The organism is Paenibacillus sp. PL2-23, from assembly GCF_040834005.1.
Taxonomy (GTDB): Bacteria; Bacillota; Bacilli; order Paenibacillales; family Paenibacillaceae; genus Pristimantibacillus.
In genome coordinates, this window is the sequence record NZ_CP162129.1 from 1,715,305 (window position 1) to 1,729,856 (window position 14,552).

13 protein-coding genes are annotated in these 14,552 nt (G+C 54.5%); all 13 read left to right on the forward strand.

Going from position 1 to position 14,552, the window contains the following annotated elements:
- Positions 1-29: 29 nt before the first annotated feature.
- Positions 30-959, forward strand: a complete 930-nt coding sequence (locus AB1S56_RS07345; RefSeq protein ID WP_340871429.1) for a putative sporulation protein YtxC — start codon at positions 30-32, stop codon at positions 957-959.
- A 426-nt stretch (positions 960-1,385) separates the two neighbouring features.
- Positions 1,386-3,320: a threonine--tRNA ligase gene (thrS, locus tag AB1S56_RS07350; protein WP_340871426.1), complete on the forward strand. Its 1,935-nt coding sequence runs from the start codon at positions 1,386-1,388 to the stop codon at positions 3,318-3,320.
- Between the two features lie 61 nt (positions 3,321-3,381).
- Positions 3,382-3,930 (forward strand): 3D domain-containing protein, encoded by a 549-nt coding sequence (locus tag AB1S56_RS07355; protein WP_340871425.1) that lies wholly within the window; start codon positions 3,382-3,384, stop codon positions 3,928-3,930.
- Positions 3,931-4,006: 76 nt separating this feature from the next.
- Positions 4,007-4,162: a hypothetical protein gene (locus AB1S56_RS07360; protein WP_340871422.1), complete on the forward strand. Its 156-nt coding sequence runs from the start codon at positions 4,007-4,009 to the stop codon at positions 4,160-4,162.
- Positions 4,163-4,287: 125 nt separating this feature from the next.
- Positions 4,288-5,667: a methyl-accepting chemotaxis protein gene (locus AB1S56_RS07365; protein WP_340871420.1), complete on the forward strand. Its 1,380-nt coding sequence runs from the start codon at positions 4,288-4,290 to the stop codon at positions 5,665-5,667.
- A 194-nt stretch (positions 5,668-5,861) separates the two neighbouring features.
- Positions 5,862-6,863, forward strand: a complete 1,002-nt coding sequence (liaF, locus tag AB1S56_RS07370; protein ID WP_340871418.1) for a cell wall-active antibiotics response protein LiaF — start codon at positions 5,862-5,864, stop codon at positions 6,861-6,863.
- Positions 6,864-6,869: 6 nt separating this feature from the next.
- On the forward strand, positions 6,870-7,910 hold the full coding sequence (locus AB1S56_RS07375; RefSeq protein WP_340871416.1) for a sensor histidine kinase: 1,041 nt from the start codon (positions 6,870-6,872) through the stop codon (positions 7,908-7,910).
- A complete protein-coding gene (locus tag AB1S56_RS07380) occupies positions 7,907-8,572 on the forward strand; it encodes a response regulator transcription factor (RefSeq protein ID WP_340871415.1) in 666 nt (221 codons plus the stop codon). Before AB1S56_RS07375 ends, AB1S56_RS07380 begins: the two co-directional genes overlap by 4 nt.
- Before the next feature lie 74 nt (positions 8,573-8,646).
- Complete coding sequence (locus tag AB1S56_RS07385) at positions 8,647-9,060, forward strand: YugN family protein (RefSeq protein WP_340871414.1); 414 nt, start codon at positions 8,647-8,649, stop codon at positions 9,058-9,060.
- A 409-nt stretch (positions 9,061-9,469) separates the two neighbouring features.
- Positions 9,470-11,029, forward strand: a complete 1,560-nt coding sequence (locus tag AB1S56_RS07390; protein ID WP_340871413.1) for a trypsin-like peptidase domain-containing protein — start codon at positions 9,470-9,472, stop codon at positions 11,027-11,029.
- A gap of 81 nt (positions 11,030-11,110) precedes the next feature.
- On the forward strand, positions 11,111-11,803 hold the full coding sequence (locus tag AB1S56_RS07395; protein WP_340871412.1) for a response regulator transcription factor: 693 nt from the start codon (positions 11,111-11,113) through the stop codon (positions 11,801-11,803).
- 4 nt (positions 11,804-11,807) lie between these two features.
- The gene (locus tag AB1S56_RS07400; protein WP_340871411.1) at positions 11,808-13,346 is read left to right on the forward strand and encodes a HAMP domain-containing sensor histidine kinase; all 1,539 of its coding nucleotides are present in this window, start codon (positions 11,808-11,810) and stop codon (positions 13,344-13,346) included.
- A gap of 32 nt (positions 13,347-13,378) precedes the next feature.
- Positions 13,379-14,347 carry a 4-hydroxy-3-methylbut-2-enyl diphosphate reductase gene (locus AB1S56_RS07405; protein WP_340871409.1) on the forward strand — a complete coding sequence of 323 codons (969 nt, stop codon included), beginning with the start codon at positions 13,379-13,381 and terminating at the stop codon, positions 14,345-14,347.
- Positions 14,348-14,552: the final 205 nt, after the last annotated feature.

The window sequence follows — 14,552 nt, forward strand, 5'->3', positions numbered from 1 at the left end:
TACTGTAACGGAAGGAAAGGGGTGAGCGCATGGATTTGTTTACGGTAACGATGCCTTCGAATCATGACGAATCGCTTCAAATGCTGCGGGATTCGCTGGCCAAGCATGTAAACGCCGATTTACATAAGCTAAAGCCATCTGCCCAGGCTGTCGTGGAGTTTCATATAGAGGGACCGCTGCGCATTCGGTGTGAGGCGTCTGCCGCGGCCTTCCAGCTCAAAGCGGACGGACCAGCCGTCTATAAAGCGGCGGCACATGTCATTGCGGATTATGTAATCAGCGAGCTGGAGCCGCAGCTGCTGTCCGCTATCATCAGGAAGAAATACAAAAACAACCCGTCGATGGACGCGGCCATTATCGAAAAATATTGCTACGAGCTGCTCCATGGCAAGGAGTGGGAGTCGCTGGGCAGCCGCTTCCACGAGGCGGATCGGACACGGCGGCGCAATAAAGTGGCCGACGAGCTGGAGAAGCATCTGCTGGAGGATACGGTGCTCAATATCGGGGGCTTTCTGGCCTTTCGCCTGCTGCCGTATCGCAATGAGCTGACAGACATTGTGGAATACGCGCTGGATGAATACGTGTTAGATAAACAATACCAGGAGTTTATTTCCCTGTTGAAATATTTTGTCCAGCTGCAGGAGTCCAAGGTGCCTATTGTACATTTGCTGCACAAGGGCGGGCATGAATTTACGTTATACAACGAAAGCTTCCAGACACTGGATCCCAAGCCGCCCGCTGACCGGCTGGTCGCGGAGATGCTGGAGACGGAGATGAATATCGAGGATATGGTCATCAGCTCTCTGATCTCTGTCTCGCCCAAACAAATTACAGTGCACACCAGGAATCCTGATATGCAGGTCATCCGCACCATTGAAACGATATTCGACGGCAGAGTAAATGTCTGTGTGAAATGCTCATCCTGCGCCAGTACGCTGGATGAATGGATTCAGCCATAAGCTTAGGGGCAGACTGGCGATTGCCTTTGACCCTTGACCAAGGCCGTCCCCAGAGGCTATAATGATGGCACAATACAAGTCAAGCAACAGCATTGACAAGAGACATGTATTCGGCAAAGCGCTCGGACCAGAGAGAGGAAACCAGGCTGAAAGTTCCTTCCTTGACGCGGCCCAATGTACCCCTCTTGTAGCTGTACGGTTGAACCTGCCCTCCCAGCATGGGTGCGCAGCTGTAAGCCGTACCGGATATCCCCGTTACCGGATAGTACGAGAACTGATGTCCGAGCTGATCCCATGATCCGCCGGAACGGTTGAAGTAGGGTGGAACCACGAGTATACAAGCACTCGTCCCTTTGCGGGATGCGTGCTTTTTTTTTGTGCCTTCCCGCGCTTCGCTTGCACCACCAGATCAGGAGGATGATGAAAGTGAGCATTAAAGTAGCGTTCCCGGACGGAGCCATCCGAGAATATGAGGCCGGGACAACAATTGAAGACGTCGCGGGATCCATTAGCCCAGGGCTGAAGAAAAACGCGATCGCAGGCAAGCTGGACGGCAAGGTGGTCGATGTGTATACACCCATCGTGAAGGATGCCGCTATCGAGATTGTAACCGTTGATTCGGTAGACGGACTGGAGGTGTACCGTCATAGTACGGCGCATCTGCTGGCTCAGGCGTTGAAGCGGATTTATGGCGAAACAACCGTCAAGCTGGGCATCGGCCCCGTTATTGAGGACGGCTTCTATTATGATATCGATATGGAGCAATCGCTGACTCCGGATGATCTGGCCGCAATCGAGAAGGAAATGGGCAAGATTGTCAATGAGAACCTGGATATCCGCCGCAGAGTTGTTGGCCGCAGTGAGGCCATCGCAATCTTTGAGGAGCTGGGGGATAACCTGAAGCTTGAGCTTATCCGCGATTTGCCGGAGGACTCGGAGCTTACCATCTATGATCAAGGCGAGTTTTTTGACCTGTGCCGCGGGCCGCATCTGCCGTCCACTGGGCGCATCAAGGCGTTTAAGCTGCTGAGCGTTGCGGGGGCCTATTGGAGAGGCGACTCCAAAAACAAAATGCTGCAGCGCATCTACGGAACCGCCTTTCCCAAAAAAGCGCAGCTGGATGAGCATCTTCATTTCCTGGAGGAAGCGAAGAAGCGCGATCACCGCAAGCTGGGACGCGAGCTGAAGACGTTCACCTTCTCTCGCGAGGTTGGCCAGGGCTTGCCGTTATGGCTTCCGCATGGCTCCAAAATCCGCAGAACAATGGAGCGTTACATTGTAGACATGGAGGAGCGTCTGGGCTATCAGCACGTCTATACGCCGGTGCTTGCCAACGTGGATCTATACAAAATTTCCGGACACTGGGAGCATTACAGCGAAGACATGTTCCCGGTCATGCAGATGGACAATGAGGAGCTTGTGCTTCGTCCCATGAACTGCCCGCATCACATGATGGTGTTCAAGAGCGACATGCGCAGCTACCGTGATCTGCCGGTGCGCATCGCCGAGCTTGGCACGATGCACCGGTACGAAATGTCCGGCGCTTTGACAGGCCTGCACCGCGTGCGCGCCATGACCCTGAACGATGCGCATATCTTCTGCCGTCCTGACCAGATCAAAGAGGAGTTCGCACGTGTCGTCAACCTGATTCGCAAGGTATATGAGGACTTTGGCATCAAGGAGTACCGTTTCCGTCTGTCGTATCGGGACCCGCAGGATACGGAGAAATATTTTCAAAATGATGAAATGTGGGAAATGTCCCAGCGTATGCTGAGGGAGGTCGTAGAGGAGCTGGGCTTGCCATTCTTCGAGGCGGAAGGCGAAGCCGCGTTCTACGGACCGAAGCTGGACGTTCAGATCAAGACGGCGCTGGGCAAGGAAGAGACGCTCTCCACCGCGCAGCTGGACTTCCTGCTGCCTGAGCGCTTCGAGCTGGAGTATATCGGCGAGGACGGCAAGAAGCATCGCCCTGTCGTTATTCATCGGGGCATTATCAGCACCATGGAGCGTATGACGGCGTTCCTGCTGGAGAACTTCGCGGGCGCTCTGCCGCTCTGGCTGTCGCCAGTGCAAGCGAAGGTTATTCCGGTCTCCACCCACTATGAGGAGTACGCTCGCCAAGTGGCGGAGAAGCTGCAGGAAGCGGGTATCCGCGTAGAGAGCGACCTTCGCAACGAGAAGCTGGGCTACAAGATTCGGGAAGCGCAGCTGGAGAAAATGCCTTATATGCTCGTCGTCGGGGAAAACGAAATGCAGTCGGGCTCCGTATCTATCCGCAAACGGGGCGAAGGCGATATTGGCGCGAAGACGCTGGATGAGCTTATTACGTTCCTTCAGTCGCAGATCGCGGCCAAGGAATAATGGATTACGCATAAAGCTTGTGCCATCTGGGCAATATTTCTCTGAGGAGGAGTTTGAACAGATGGTTACAAGCTTTTTTCTTTGTGCAAGGAAATGGATAGGGATCGCCATAGCGCTAACGATCAGTCTGGAAGCAACCGCCTTGCAAAGCGCTGCCGCAGATGCCGCGGCTTATGAAGTTCTGGATGCCAAGGCGTCCGCGTCGAATGTCATTGAGGTTGTGGCCACCGGCTATACGGCGGGCGTAGAATCCACCGGGAAGAGACCGGGCCATCCCGGTTATGGCATTACGTATTCCGGCGTCAAGGTTCGGAGAGACCAGGTATCGACAATAGCAGCAGACCCTAAGCTGTTCCCGATCGGCACGCTGCTGTTCATTCCCGGCTACGGCTACGGAGTGGTGGCGGACACTGGCTCAGCTATTAAAGGAAACCGCATCGATCTTTATTTCGATACAATTAGCGAGGTATACGAGCAGTGGGGCAAACGCAAGGTAGAGGTTCAGGTGCTGAGACGCGGCACCGGCAAGCTGACGGAAACGTGGCTGAACGACATTAACGAGGCCGTGGAGGTTGGCAAGTCGATTCCGCAATCGTACCTGGAATCGTAACGAATATTCGGGTGGGCCGGCACGCATAAGAAGCCGGACGGGTGCCATACTAAACATCGACGGGGAGGTGACGACAATGGCGAAAAACAAATACAACAAAGCCGCTCAAAACAACAAATTCAACGCTGAATTTGCTGAGGAGTTCAACCAGAACAACGCAGCGGGCAACCAGGCTGGCGCTAACCAAAAGGCGAACCAGGCTAACCAGAACAACCCAAACAATAACCAGTAGCATTTTCTTTTGAGGATTCACCAATAGCATGTCGAGGAAGAGGAACCTTGTCGGTTCCTCTTTTCTTTTGCCGAATGCTGGATTATAATGACTTCATCATTTATCCATTCTTAGGGGGCGATTCCATGGCAATCGCACAATGGTTCAACCGCGGACAAGCATTGCAGGACTCGGCAGAGCAGGAGAAGATGACGCGGCTGTTGAACGAGTCCGTCGTCATCTCCGATCAGTTAAGCGCGGCAGTTGACGAGGTGGACGGCACAATCGCCCATCTGTCTGATATCGCAGATCAATCCGTTGCTCAGGAGAGCTTGCTTAGACGCTCCAGCGAAGGCGCAATGACCCGCATCGAGGAGACGTTTGCGGCACTGCAGGAGGTCGCTTCTGCAGCTGAGCAGATTAGCGGCGCGTCCTCGACGCTGAAGAGCAAGAGTCAGGAAACGAAGGACGTTGTGCTGGATGTATGCAAGTCATTGCTAAGCACGGACGAGGTTATGAATGAATTGAACAGCCATAATCGCACCATGGAACGCCACATCAGAGAATTGATTCAGCATACCTCCCATATTAATGAAATGAACAGCCTGATTCAGGAGATCGTATCGCAGACCTCCCTGCTGGCATTAAACGCCTCCATTGAAGCGGCTCATGCGGGCGAATTCGGCAGAGGCTTCGCCGTTGTCGCGGGACAGATCAAGAAGCTCGCAGAGCAAAGCGGGGAAGCGGTCCGGCGCTCCTCCACGATGGTGGAGCAGATCGAAAACGGCGTGAAGCTTGTTGTGCGTGCGGTCGAGGAGGAAAAAACATTCGTCGAGCGGGGCGTAACGGAGATGCAGTCCACCAAAGCAAGCATGGATGTGATCTTCGCCAAAATAACGGAGGTGGACGAGCTTGCCGCTCATACCGACAGCGCAAGCGCCAGGCAGACAGAGCATATGGGCGGTACGACACGTATGCTTCGTGAGGTGGTGGACTCCGTCAACGATACGCTGCACAGCGTTGACGAGACGCTGAAGATGGCCCAGAAGCAGCGAGAGCAAATCGCGAAGCTTGATCTGGTCAAGGCCAACCTGGGCAAGTCCTCTCAAGCTTTGTCACAAGCCATTGACAATGTAGGCATGAAGCGAACAGTTGCCGAAGCCAAAGGCAATGTGCCGGCGCTGCAGCAATGGCTGAAGAGCGCAGCTTCAGACTCTCGTCTGGTGGCGCTGGAGGAGGGAGAGCACGCCGCGCTCTTGACGGAGCTGCTCCGTGGGAAGCCGGAGATCGAGGCGATCTGGTCCAACCGGGCGGACGGCTCCTTTGTGTTCTCCTTGCCGGAGGCGGGCTTGCTTAACGCCAAGGGCCGCGAATGGTGGAAGCAGGCGATGAAGGGACAGTCGTTCCAATCCGAGGTGTATGTCTCCGCCATTACGAAGCAGCTCTGCATGACATTATCCGTACCGATTCGGAATGCGCAAGGCGTTATTGTTGGCGTATTAGGCGCTGACATGTCTATACGTTAGAGAGAAGCCGCCGAGGTATCTACTTAGGCGGCTTCTTCCTGTTCAATTTATGAAAGGGTGGAATAGGAAAATTAGGAAATCCCCTCAGTCTCCAGACGGAGGACAATTTCAATCGGTCGTCCCTTATGAATGAAGCGGCGTTCGAGGTATACTGATGGTAAGCTTAATTGATCTAGCATAAGGAGTTGTGCGGTATGAATGGAAACTTCGCGAGCCGGCTGTTTACCGGACTTGTTGTGATCTCGCTCGGCGTCGCTTTCCTGCTAAGACAGCTGGGCTTTCTGTCTTTCAGCATTGGAGATCTGATCTCGACCTATTGGCCCTGCATTCTTCTTTATTTCGGCATGACCTCGATTCTCGCGGGAAGCTCCCACGGCGGCTCCGGCTGGTGGGGGGCCATTCTTATTCTTATAGGCGCCGTATTTCTGGGCAACAACCTGAATCTCATGACATGGTCGATTGGTGATCTCATACCCTTCCTCATCCCGATCGCCATCATATGTATCGGTCTACGCATGCTGTGGAGTCCCCGGTCGAAGCGGCAATCGCCTCCGTCTGATGAATGGAAGTCGTACCGTCCCTATCATGACGGCCATGTCGTGCCTCCAGCGCCCCCGCTGCATCCCGATCCTACTCAAGCGGACAGTCGGGAGGCTGAAGCTTCGCAATCGTATGAGGCTGGCTCAGCACGCCAGGCAGCCGGCGCATACAGCGGCGAGCATATGAGGAATAAGGGCTATTCCTCTTACGGCAAGAAGAAAAAAAACGGGTGCCAGTCAAGCAAAGAACATGTGGAGTGGTGGAATCACGACTCGACGGTCATCAATCGCTCAGGCTTCATTGGGGATATTCATATGGGCCAGGAATATTGGGAGCTGAAGCCGATGAATATAAGCCATTTCATCGGGGATACGGTGCTGGATTTGACGAAAGCGAATATTCCGCCCGGAGAGACCAAGATTACGATTTCCTCCTTTATCGGGGATGTGAAGGTGTATGTGCCTAATGATTACGAGCTGGGCGTGAAGGTTGTCACCAGCGCGTTCATCGGAGACGTTAAGGTTCTGGGGCAGAGAGACGGCGGCTTGTTCACGAACATCAGCTCCCACTCGCCTGGCTATTCCGAGTCTGATCGGCGAATCAAGCTGGTCGTCAGCACCTTTATCGGCGATACGCGCGTAACGAAGGTGGGGTGATTCGTTATGATGGTGCGTTTCCTTCGAAGCGGCAAATGGGAAATGATCGGCATATTTGTCCTGGCTACATGGATAACGGCTGTGCTGGCATTCGTATTCTGGTATATGATGGAGCAGCATCTGCGGCCAATCGAGCTGAAGGTTTGGACTGGCGGGCTTATCCTGCTGTCCAGCGGGGGGGTCGGCTATTGGACCGCGCAGCGGTTCGGCAGAAGGCTGGATACGTTGCATTTGTCGCTGAAGCAGGCGGTGAACGGCAACTACGAGGCGCGAATTGCGGAGGATGGCAAGGGCCATCATTCTTTTATCCCCATATACCGGGAGTTTAACGAGCTGGCAGAGCAGATGGAAGGCAAGATGAAGCTGCTTCAGCAGATGGGAGAGGAGCGCGTCCTGTCGGAGACCGCTTCCAATGAAGCCGCCGTGCTGGAGGAGAGAAGGCGGCTGGCTAGGGATCTCCATGATACCGTCAGCCAGCAGCTGTTCGCCATTCATATGTGCGCATCTTCCTTGCCCAAGCTGCAGCAGGTCGACAGCGAGCGTGCCGCTTCTGTGCTGGACCAACTGATTGGAATGTCGAATCTGGCCCAGAAGCAAATGCGTAATTTCATTGCTCAGCTAAGGCCGATGGAGCTGGAGGGAAGAACGCTCCAGGAAGCGCTGGACAAGTGGTTTCCGGATTATTGCCGGCAAAATCATTTGCAAGGTGTGATGGAATGGAAGCTGACAGAGCGGCTGAGCGAAGCGAAGGAGCATCAGCTGTTCCTCATTGTACAGGAAGCGATGGCGAACATTGTGAAGCATGCTTCAGCCCGAGGTGTGACGCTGACGCTAGCCGAAACGGAGCGCCAGACTATGATGATTTTGGCGGATGACGGCAAGGGCTTCAAGGCGGATGCGGTGAAGGGCGGCTCCTACGGCCTGTCCACGATGCAGGAGAGAGCTCAGAAGCTGGGCGGAACGGCGGAGATTGTGAGCAAGCTGGGCAGCGGCACGCGGGTGAAGGTCACGATTCCAAAAATATACCGGGGAGAGCAGATTCGATGAATAGTTCCGAAACGATCAAGGTTATGATTGTCGATGATCACGACATGGTGCGTATTGGCTTGCGTACCTACTTAATGCTGGACCCCAAGCTGGACGTCATTGCTGAAGCGGGCAATGGCAGGGAGGCGCTGGGATGGCTGGACTCGCATGCTGAGGAGGAGCGTCCCCATATTGTGCTGATGGACATGATGATGCCGGAGCTGGACGGAATCGAGACGACCAGAGCTGTTATGGCCAAATATCCCAACACCAAAATTGTCATGCTCACAAGCTTCCTGGAGGATGACAAGGTCTATGCGGCGATAGAAGCGGGGGCCGTCAGCTATGTGCTCAAGACGGTATCCGCAGAGGAATTGATCTACGCGATTGGCGGCGCTTATAAGGGGATGCCGGTGATGACCTCGGACGTATCGCAAGCGCTGACCCGAGGCCTTCGCAAGCGCACAGCCCAGTCGGGCGACGAGGATCTGACGGAGCGGGAGAAGGAAGTGCTGCTCTTGATTGCCGACGGCTTATCCAATAAGGAGATTGCGGATGAGCTCCATATTAGCATTAAGACGGTCAAGACGCATGTCAGCAATCTGCTTATGAAGTGCGAGCTGGAGGATCGGACGCAGCTGGCTGTGCTGGCTCACCGCAAGGGCTGGGCGAATCGCGTCTAAACATGGCATAATGCCGGAAGGCGAGGGGCATACTACCATTCAACAGGCAGAGGAAAGGTTGGAGGTAGCGCGGCATGATTCCTATCCATTCGGCAATTGATGGCATGCAGAAGAAGTTTACAGAAATGCAGGTTCGGCTAAGCGACCATGGATTTACGCTTGGCGGCAACTGGGATTATAACGGCGGGTCCTTCGACCATGCGCTGGATGAAAAAAACAAGGTGTGGCTCAGGCTGCCGTTCCAGGTGACAGACGGCAATATCGACAGCGAGCTGTCAGAGAACAACGCGCAAATACGGTTCAACGAGCCCTATGTGCTGAGGCATCTGTACAACGAAGGAAGCGACCCGGAAGCATCCGTTCGCGTGCTTGGCGCGCTGTTCGATCAATTCCAGGCTCCGGTGGATCCCGACGCGGCAATCGATGCCGGCTGGGTGGATCGGGCCAAGGCCGTTATGCGGGAAGTGGAACGCGATATCGCCTATTAACAGTCCACTTTATAGGTTTTGAGCAGGCTCTCCCTCCATTTGGGAGAGTTTTTTATGTTTGTTTAAATTCCTTTTAAGTTTGTTTTAAGGTAGAATGTGCATGATAGAACTAATCCATTATAAGTGCGTGTTCAAAAAGTCCAGTTTTCAGCACCGAGAAGATCGGATGAAGCTAGGAAGTGAGGAGCGGAGCGTAGTGGAGCTACGTGAGCACCTCCAGTGTTTCCGGAGGAAACACACTTCGTAAGGATACGCTTGTTCCGGCTGAATTCGATATTCGATGCCGAGTATGCTTCTTGATTGGCTTCGTGATCAAAAGTGGGCTTTTTGAACAACCTCTATAAGCATTCAGTAGTGAAGATAAGAGCCTAAGAGCTGACTCAGATTCATTGAACGGAGGAGATAGACAATGGAAGATCAGAACAACAAGAAGGGTTATGACGATTTCTTCGGCTCGAACGGGAGCAACGGCTCTGATGAAACGGAGCGCAGCAGCAGCGAGGAGCGTCATGGCGAACGGGAGACGGAGCAGCAAGCCAAGCCTTCCTACTATTACACATATGGCCCGTTAAACGGGGAACGCCAGCCGTCCCAGCCTCAGCAGGTATCCAGCTATATGCCGCCGGGGGAGCTGAGAGTGGAGGAGCATGGCCCTGCTGCAGCGCAGCCGCCGCAGCTGCGTTCGTTCACAACGTCCGGCTCCGGCAAGGGCGCATTCCAGGTGAGAGAGAAGCGAGGAGGCTCCTTCAAGTCTATGTTCGCCTCCTTCCTCGCGGGTGTGCTGGTTGTAGGAGGCTTGATGTATACCGCCGACGTACAGAACTGGTTCACACCTACTGCGGAATCAGTCCTCCCGGCACAATCGGAAAGCTCCGGAACGGGCAGCGCAGCAAGCGCGGGCTCCTCTGGCGCTTCCACTATAGCGGCTCGTCCCGATAACATCGCCGATTTGTTCGAGAAAGCCAGCCCAGCGGTTATTAAAATTGAGACGTATGTGCGGGCGTCGCGCTCCAATGGCGGCGGTCTGCTGGACGATCCTTTTTTCCGCCAGTTTTTTGGGGATAATTATCCCGGTGTAACGGAGCAGCAGGAGCCGCAGGGCCAAATGCAGCAATCCGGCATCGGCACAGGCTTTTTCTTCGATTCCACAGGCTACATTCTGACCAACCAGCATGTTATCGGAGATTCGGATGAAATTCGCGTAACCGTACAGGGCTATGACGAGCCGTTTACCGCCAAGCTGCTGGGCTCCAGCTATGAGCTGGATCTCGCGGTCATCAAGATTGAAGGCGAGAAGGAATTCCCGACGCTGCCGCTGGGAAGCTCCGATGATATTGAGATTGGCGATTGGGTTGTTGCGATCGGCAACCCGTACGGCTTCGACCATACGATAACTGCTGGCGTGCTCAGCGCCAAGGAGCGTCCGATCGACATTCAGGACGCCAACGGCGAAAGAAACTACAAGCACCTGCTGCAGACGGACGCTTCCATTAACCCTGGCAACTCGGGAGGTCCGCTGCTGAACGTTAACGGAGAGGTTATCGGCATTAACACGGCCGTCAGCTCTCAGGCGCAAGGCATCGGCTTCGCGATTCCGACTAGCACGATCAACGAGGTGCTGGACAGCTTGAAGAACAACACGGAGGTGCCGAAGGAGCCGGCGCCGTTCATCGGCGCAGAGCTGGGCGAGATGACGGAGCAATTCGCTCAGCAGCTGGGCATTGAGAAGGCGGAGGGCTCGCTCGTTCGAAGCGTGTATTACAATTCGCCTGCGTATCTTGCAGGACTGAAGCAATATGACGTCATCGTTGGCGTGGAAGGCAAGAATATGAACACGACAACGGAATTGATCAAGGAGATTCAGTCGCGCAAGGTAGGCGACGAGGTAGAATTCAACATTATCCGCCAAGGCCAGAATATGAGCCTGACGGTGACCATCGGCGACAAAAATGAATTTGGCCTGGAATAACCCACATTAGCCAACCTGCGGGAAGCGCAGAGCGCAGACGCTCTGCGCTTCTTGACTGTAGAGAAGGAGACTGCCGTTCCTATGAGACCTCATATTGTAGTGGTAGATGACGATGACAAAATCATATCCATGCTGCGCCGGAGCCTTGCGTTCGAGGGCTATGATGTTACGACCGCCTCGAACGGCGCGGAGGGGCTGAAGACGCTATTGACGGTGGAGCCCGACCTGTTAATCCTCGATGTGATGATGCCTCAGATTGACGGCTGGGAGGTATGCCGGCGCGTGCGGGAGGGCGGCAGCAACGTTCCAATCCTGATGCTGACAGCGAAGGATGATATCAGCGACCGCGTGAAGGGCTTGGATCTCGGGGCAGACGACTATTTGGTGAAGCCGTTCGCGCTGGAGGAGCTGCTGGCGAGAGCTAGAGCGCTGCTTCGCAGGAAAAGCGACAAACTGGAGGAGGCCGGCAGTCAGCTCGCCTTCGACGATCTCGTGCTGGACATGGACGCTCGAGAGGCCATTCGAGCGGGCAGACGGATCGAGCTTACGAGCAAGGAATACGATCTGCTGCTGCTGTTCATGAACAATCCGAAGCGGGTGCTGACTCGTGACGCCATCATGGAGAAAATATGGGGCTATGATTTCAGCGGCGAATCCAATGTGCTGGAGGTCTATATCGCCATGCTGCGCCAAAAGCTGGAGGATGGCGGGGCCAGACGGATCATACAGACGGTTCGCGGCACGGGTTATGTGCTGAGAGGAGAGGCGGGGTAAGAGCATGTCCATACGGCTTCGTCTGACGTTATGGTATTCGGGACTATTGGCTGTGACGCTTCTTGCGTTCGGAGTCGCCGTCTATATGTTTATCAATTGGAATACGTACGATGACTTGAAGGGCCAAGTGAAACGGGAGAGCGAAAATCTGCGCATCAATTATGACTCCGTTTCGTTGATGTTTTTTGATACGCTGGATTTGAATGTGGATACAAGAACGGTTGTCGGCAATGACATCTTCGTGCAATTAATTAATTACAAGGAAGGCAACGTCATTAAGAGGTCCCGCAATCTCATAGCCGAAAATGTGTTGATTCCTTACCCTGAGAATTCGGCAGATTTAAAAAATGCCTTCAATAGGCACAAGCTGAAGTTCGGCAATGAAACCTATAATATGATCGTCTACGAGCGTCCCATCCCGCTGAAGGACGGAACTGTTGTGGGACTGCTGCAGGTAGGCGCCATTCCTTACAATGAGGAGAAGTTTATGGACGGCCTCCGCACGACGCTTATTTTCTCGTCTCTCGCCGTTGTGCTGATCGCTTTCTCCGTAGGGATGCTCATTGCCCGTCAGGCGCTGCGTCCGATCGGAGCCGTCATTCAAGCGACGAAGCAGATTGAGAACGGAGCGGATCTCAGCGTCCGTATTCCTGCCGGAGGTCCGAAGGATGAGATTCGCCAGCTTGCCGACACGCTGAACTCTATGCTGTCGAGGCTGGAGCTGGCGTATAATGAGCTCGATGACGCGTACAAGGCGCAGCGGCGCTTCGTCTCGGATGCCTCGCATGAGCTTCGGACCCCGCTTACGACGATTCGCGGCAATATTGATCTGCTGGAGAAAATGTGGAGCCGCGCAGCTGAAGCGGGCGGGAGCAGCGCCCCGCACGGGCTGCAGCTGACATCCGACCACTGGCAAATGTCGAACGAAGCGATGTCCGACATCGCGGCGGAAGCGAAACGAATGAGCACGCTTGTCGGCGACCTGCTTGCCCTGGCAAGAGCGGATGCGGGATATGCCATGGAGAAGCGTGTGCTACCTCTCCTGCCGCTGACGGAGGAGGTTGTACGCAAGGCGCAGCTGCTGCCTCGGACCGCCATTTGGCAGGTTGGCGACTTGTCGAAGCTGGGGGACGCGCGTGTATACGGCAATCACGACTACTTGCAGCAGCTGCTGTTTATTTTCATCGAGAACGCCTTCAAATACACGCCTGAGGGTTATGTCGAGCTGAGCGCTGTCCGCAGGGAGGAGCATATCGGATGGAGGCTCCAGGATACGGGCATCGGCATGAATCCAGACGAAATACCGCATATCTTCGATCGCTTCTATCGAGCGGACGAATCTCGCGGCGTAACAGTAGGCACGGGCCTGGGTCTGTCGATCGCCAAGTGGATTCTGGATGAGCATGGAGGCTCGGTTGAGGTTGTAACACGGGAGGACGAGGGCTCGACATTCACGATCTGGCTGCCCTTGGACTTTTCCGAGCGGCCCGATTCGACTATAATGGTAGAAGCAGACCAAGATGAAGGCCATTCCATTCATTGAGTTGCTGTCTGCCAGAAAGCAGGTGCCTGAACATGGAAATAGTGAAAATATCGCCAAGAGGGTATTGCTACGGCGTTGTCGACGCGATGGTGCTCGCCTTGCAAACCGCCAAAAACCTGGAGCTGCCGCGTCCCATCTATATACTGGGAATGATCGTTCATAACGCCCATGTCACGGAGGCGTTCGAGAAGGAAGGCGTTATTACGCTGGACGGAGCGAACCGCCTCGAAATTCTGGACCGGATTGATGAGGGAACGGTGATCTTCACGGCTCACGGCGTATCGCCGGAGGTGCGAGAGCGCGCGAGACAGAAGGGGCTGTCCGTTGTGGACGCCACCTGTCCGGATGTGACGAAGACTCATGATCTGATTCGTGAGAAGACGGCGGACGGCTATCATATTATTTATATCGGCAAGAAGGGTCACCCGGAGCCGGAGGGCGCTGTAGGCGTCGCGCCGTCGTTTGTCCACCTCATCGAGAAGGAGGAGGAAATCGAGGGGCTGCAGGTGCCGGAGGGCCGTCTGATCATTACGAATCAGACCACGATGTCTCAGTGGGATATCCGTCATATTATACAGAGGCTGCAGGAAAAATATCCGCATGCCGAGGTGCACAACGAGATCTGCCTCGCGACGCAGGTGCGCCAAGAGGCGGTAGCGGAGCAGGCAGGAACGGCCCAGCTGTGCATTGTCGTCGGCGATCCGCGCAGCAACAACTCCAACCGTCTCGCCCAGGTATCGGAGGAGATTGCTGGCGTCAAGGCGTACCGCGTATCCGACGTGACGGAGATTAAACGGGAATGGCTGGAAGGGATCGACCGCGTAGCGGTTACGTCGGGCGCATCTACCCCAACTCCGATTACGAAGGAAGTAATCGCCTATTTGGAGCAATATGATTACCGGGATCCATCCACCTGGGAAATGAACCGGTCTATTAATATGAACAAGCTTCTGCCCAATGTAAAGGTGAAGACGGCGGCTGGTGCGGAGAACGCGACGTAAGCCATAACCCAACAAGAGAGCACAGGATGAACGTTGTTACTTATTTCGGGGGGAATCGCGAAAAAAGGTATTGACGTTCATCCTGACTTTTTGTATATTTACTTTAGCAGTTAAAAGCATAAAAGCTTAAAAGCCAAAAAGCTTAAAAGTGCGAAAGCGAAGCGCCGTACAGAAGCGCTGATTCTAATAGACAGAGGAGAGATCG

Excerpts from the sequence above, each read along its gene's own strand:
- AB1S56_RS07345 (WP_340871429.1), top strand. The coding sequence starts at position 30 with ATGGATTTGTTTACGGTAACGATGCCTTCGAATCATGACGAATCGCTT.
- AB1S56_RS07405 (WP_340871409.1), top strand. The coding sequence starts at position 13,379 with ATGGAAATAGTGAAAATATCGCCAAGAGGGTATTGCTACGGCGTTGTC.
- AB1S56_RS07360 (WP_340871422.1), top strand. The coding sequence starts at position 4,007 with ATGGCGAAAAACAAATACAACAAAGCCGCTCAAAACAACAAATTCAAC.
- AB1S56_RS07390 (WP_340871413.1), top strand. The coding sequence starts at position 9,470 with ATGGAAGATCAGAACAACAAGAAGGGTTATGACGATTTCTTCGGCTCG.
- AB1S56_RS07355 (WP_340871425.1), top strand. The coding sequence starts at position 3,382 with ATGGTTACAAGCTTTTTTCTTTGTGCAAGGAAATGGATAGGGATCGCC.
- AB1S56_RS07365 (WP_340871420.1), top strand. The coding sequence starts at position 4,288 with ATGGCAATCGCACAATGGTTCAACCGCGGACAAGCATTGCAGGACTCG.
- liaF (WP_340871418.1), top strand. The coding sequence starts at position 5,862 with ATGAATGGAAACTTCGCGAGCCGGCTGTTTACCGGACTTGTTGTGATC.
- AB1S56_RS07400 (WP_340871411.1), top strand. The coding sequence starts at position 11,808 with ATGTCCATACGGCTTCGTCTGACGTTATGGTATTCGGGACTATTGGCT.
- AB1S56_RS07395 (WP_340871412.1), top strand. The coding sequence starts at position 11,111 with ATGAGACCTCATATTGTAGTGGTAGATGACGATGACAAAATCATATCC.
- AB1S56_RS07375 (WP_340871416.1), top strand. The coding sequence starts at position 6,870 with ATGATGGTGCGTTTCCTTCGAAGCGGCAAATGGGAAATGATCGGCATA.
- AB1S56_RS07385 (WP_340871414.1), top strand. The coding sequence starts at position 8,647 with ATGATTCCTATCCATTCGGCAATTGATGGCATGCAGAAGAAGTTTACA.
- AB1S56_RS07380 (WP_340871415.1), top strand. The coding sequence starts at position 7,907 with ATGAATAGTTCCGAAACGATCAAGGTTATGATTGTCGATGATCACGAC.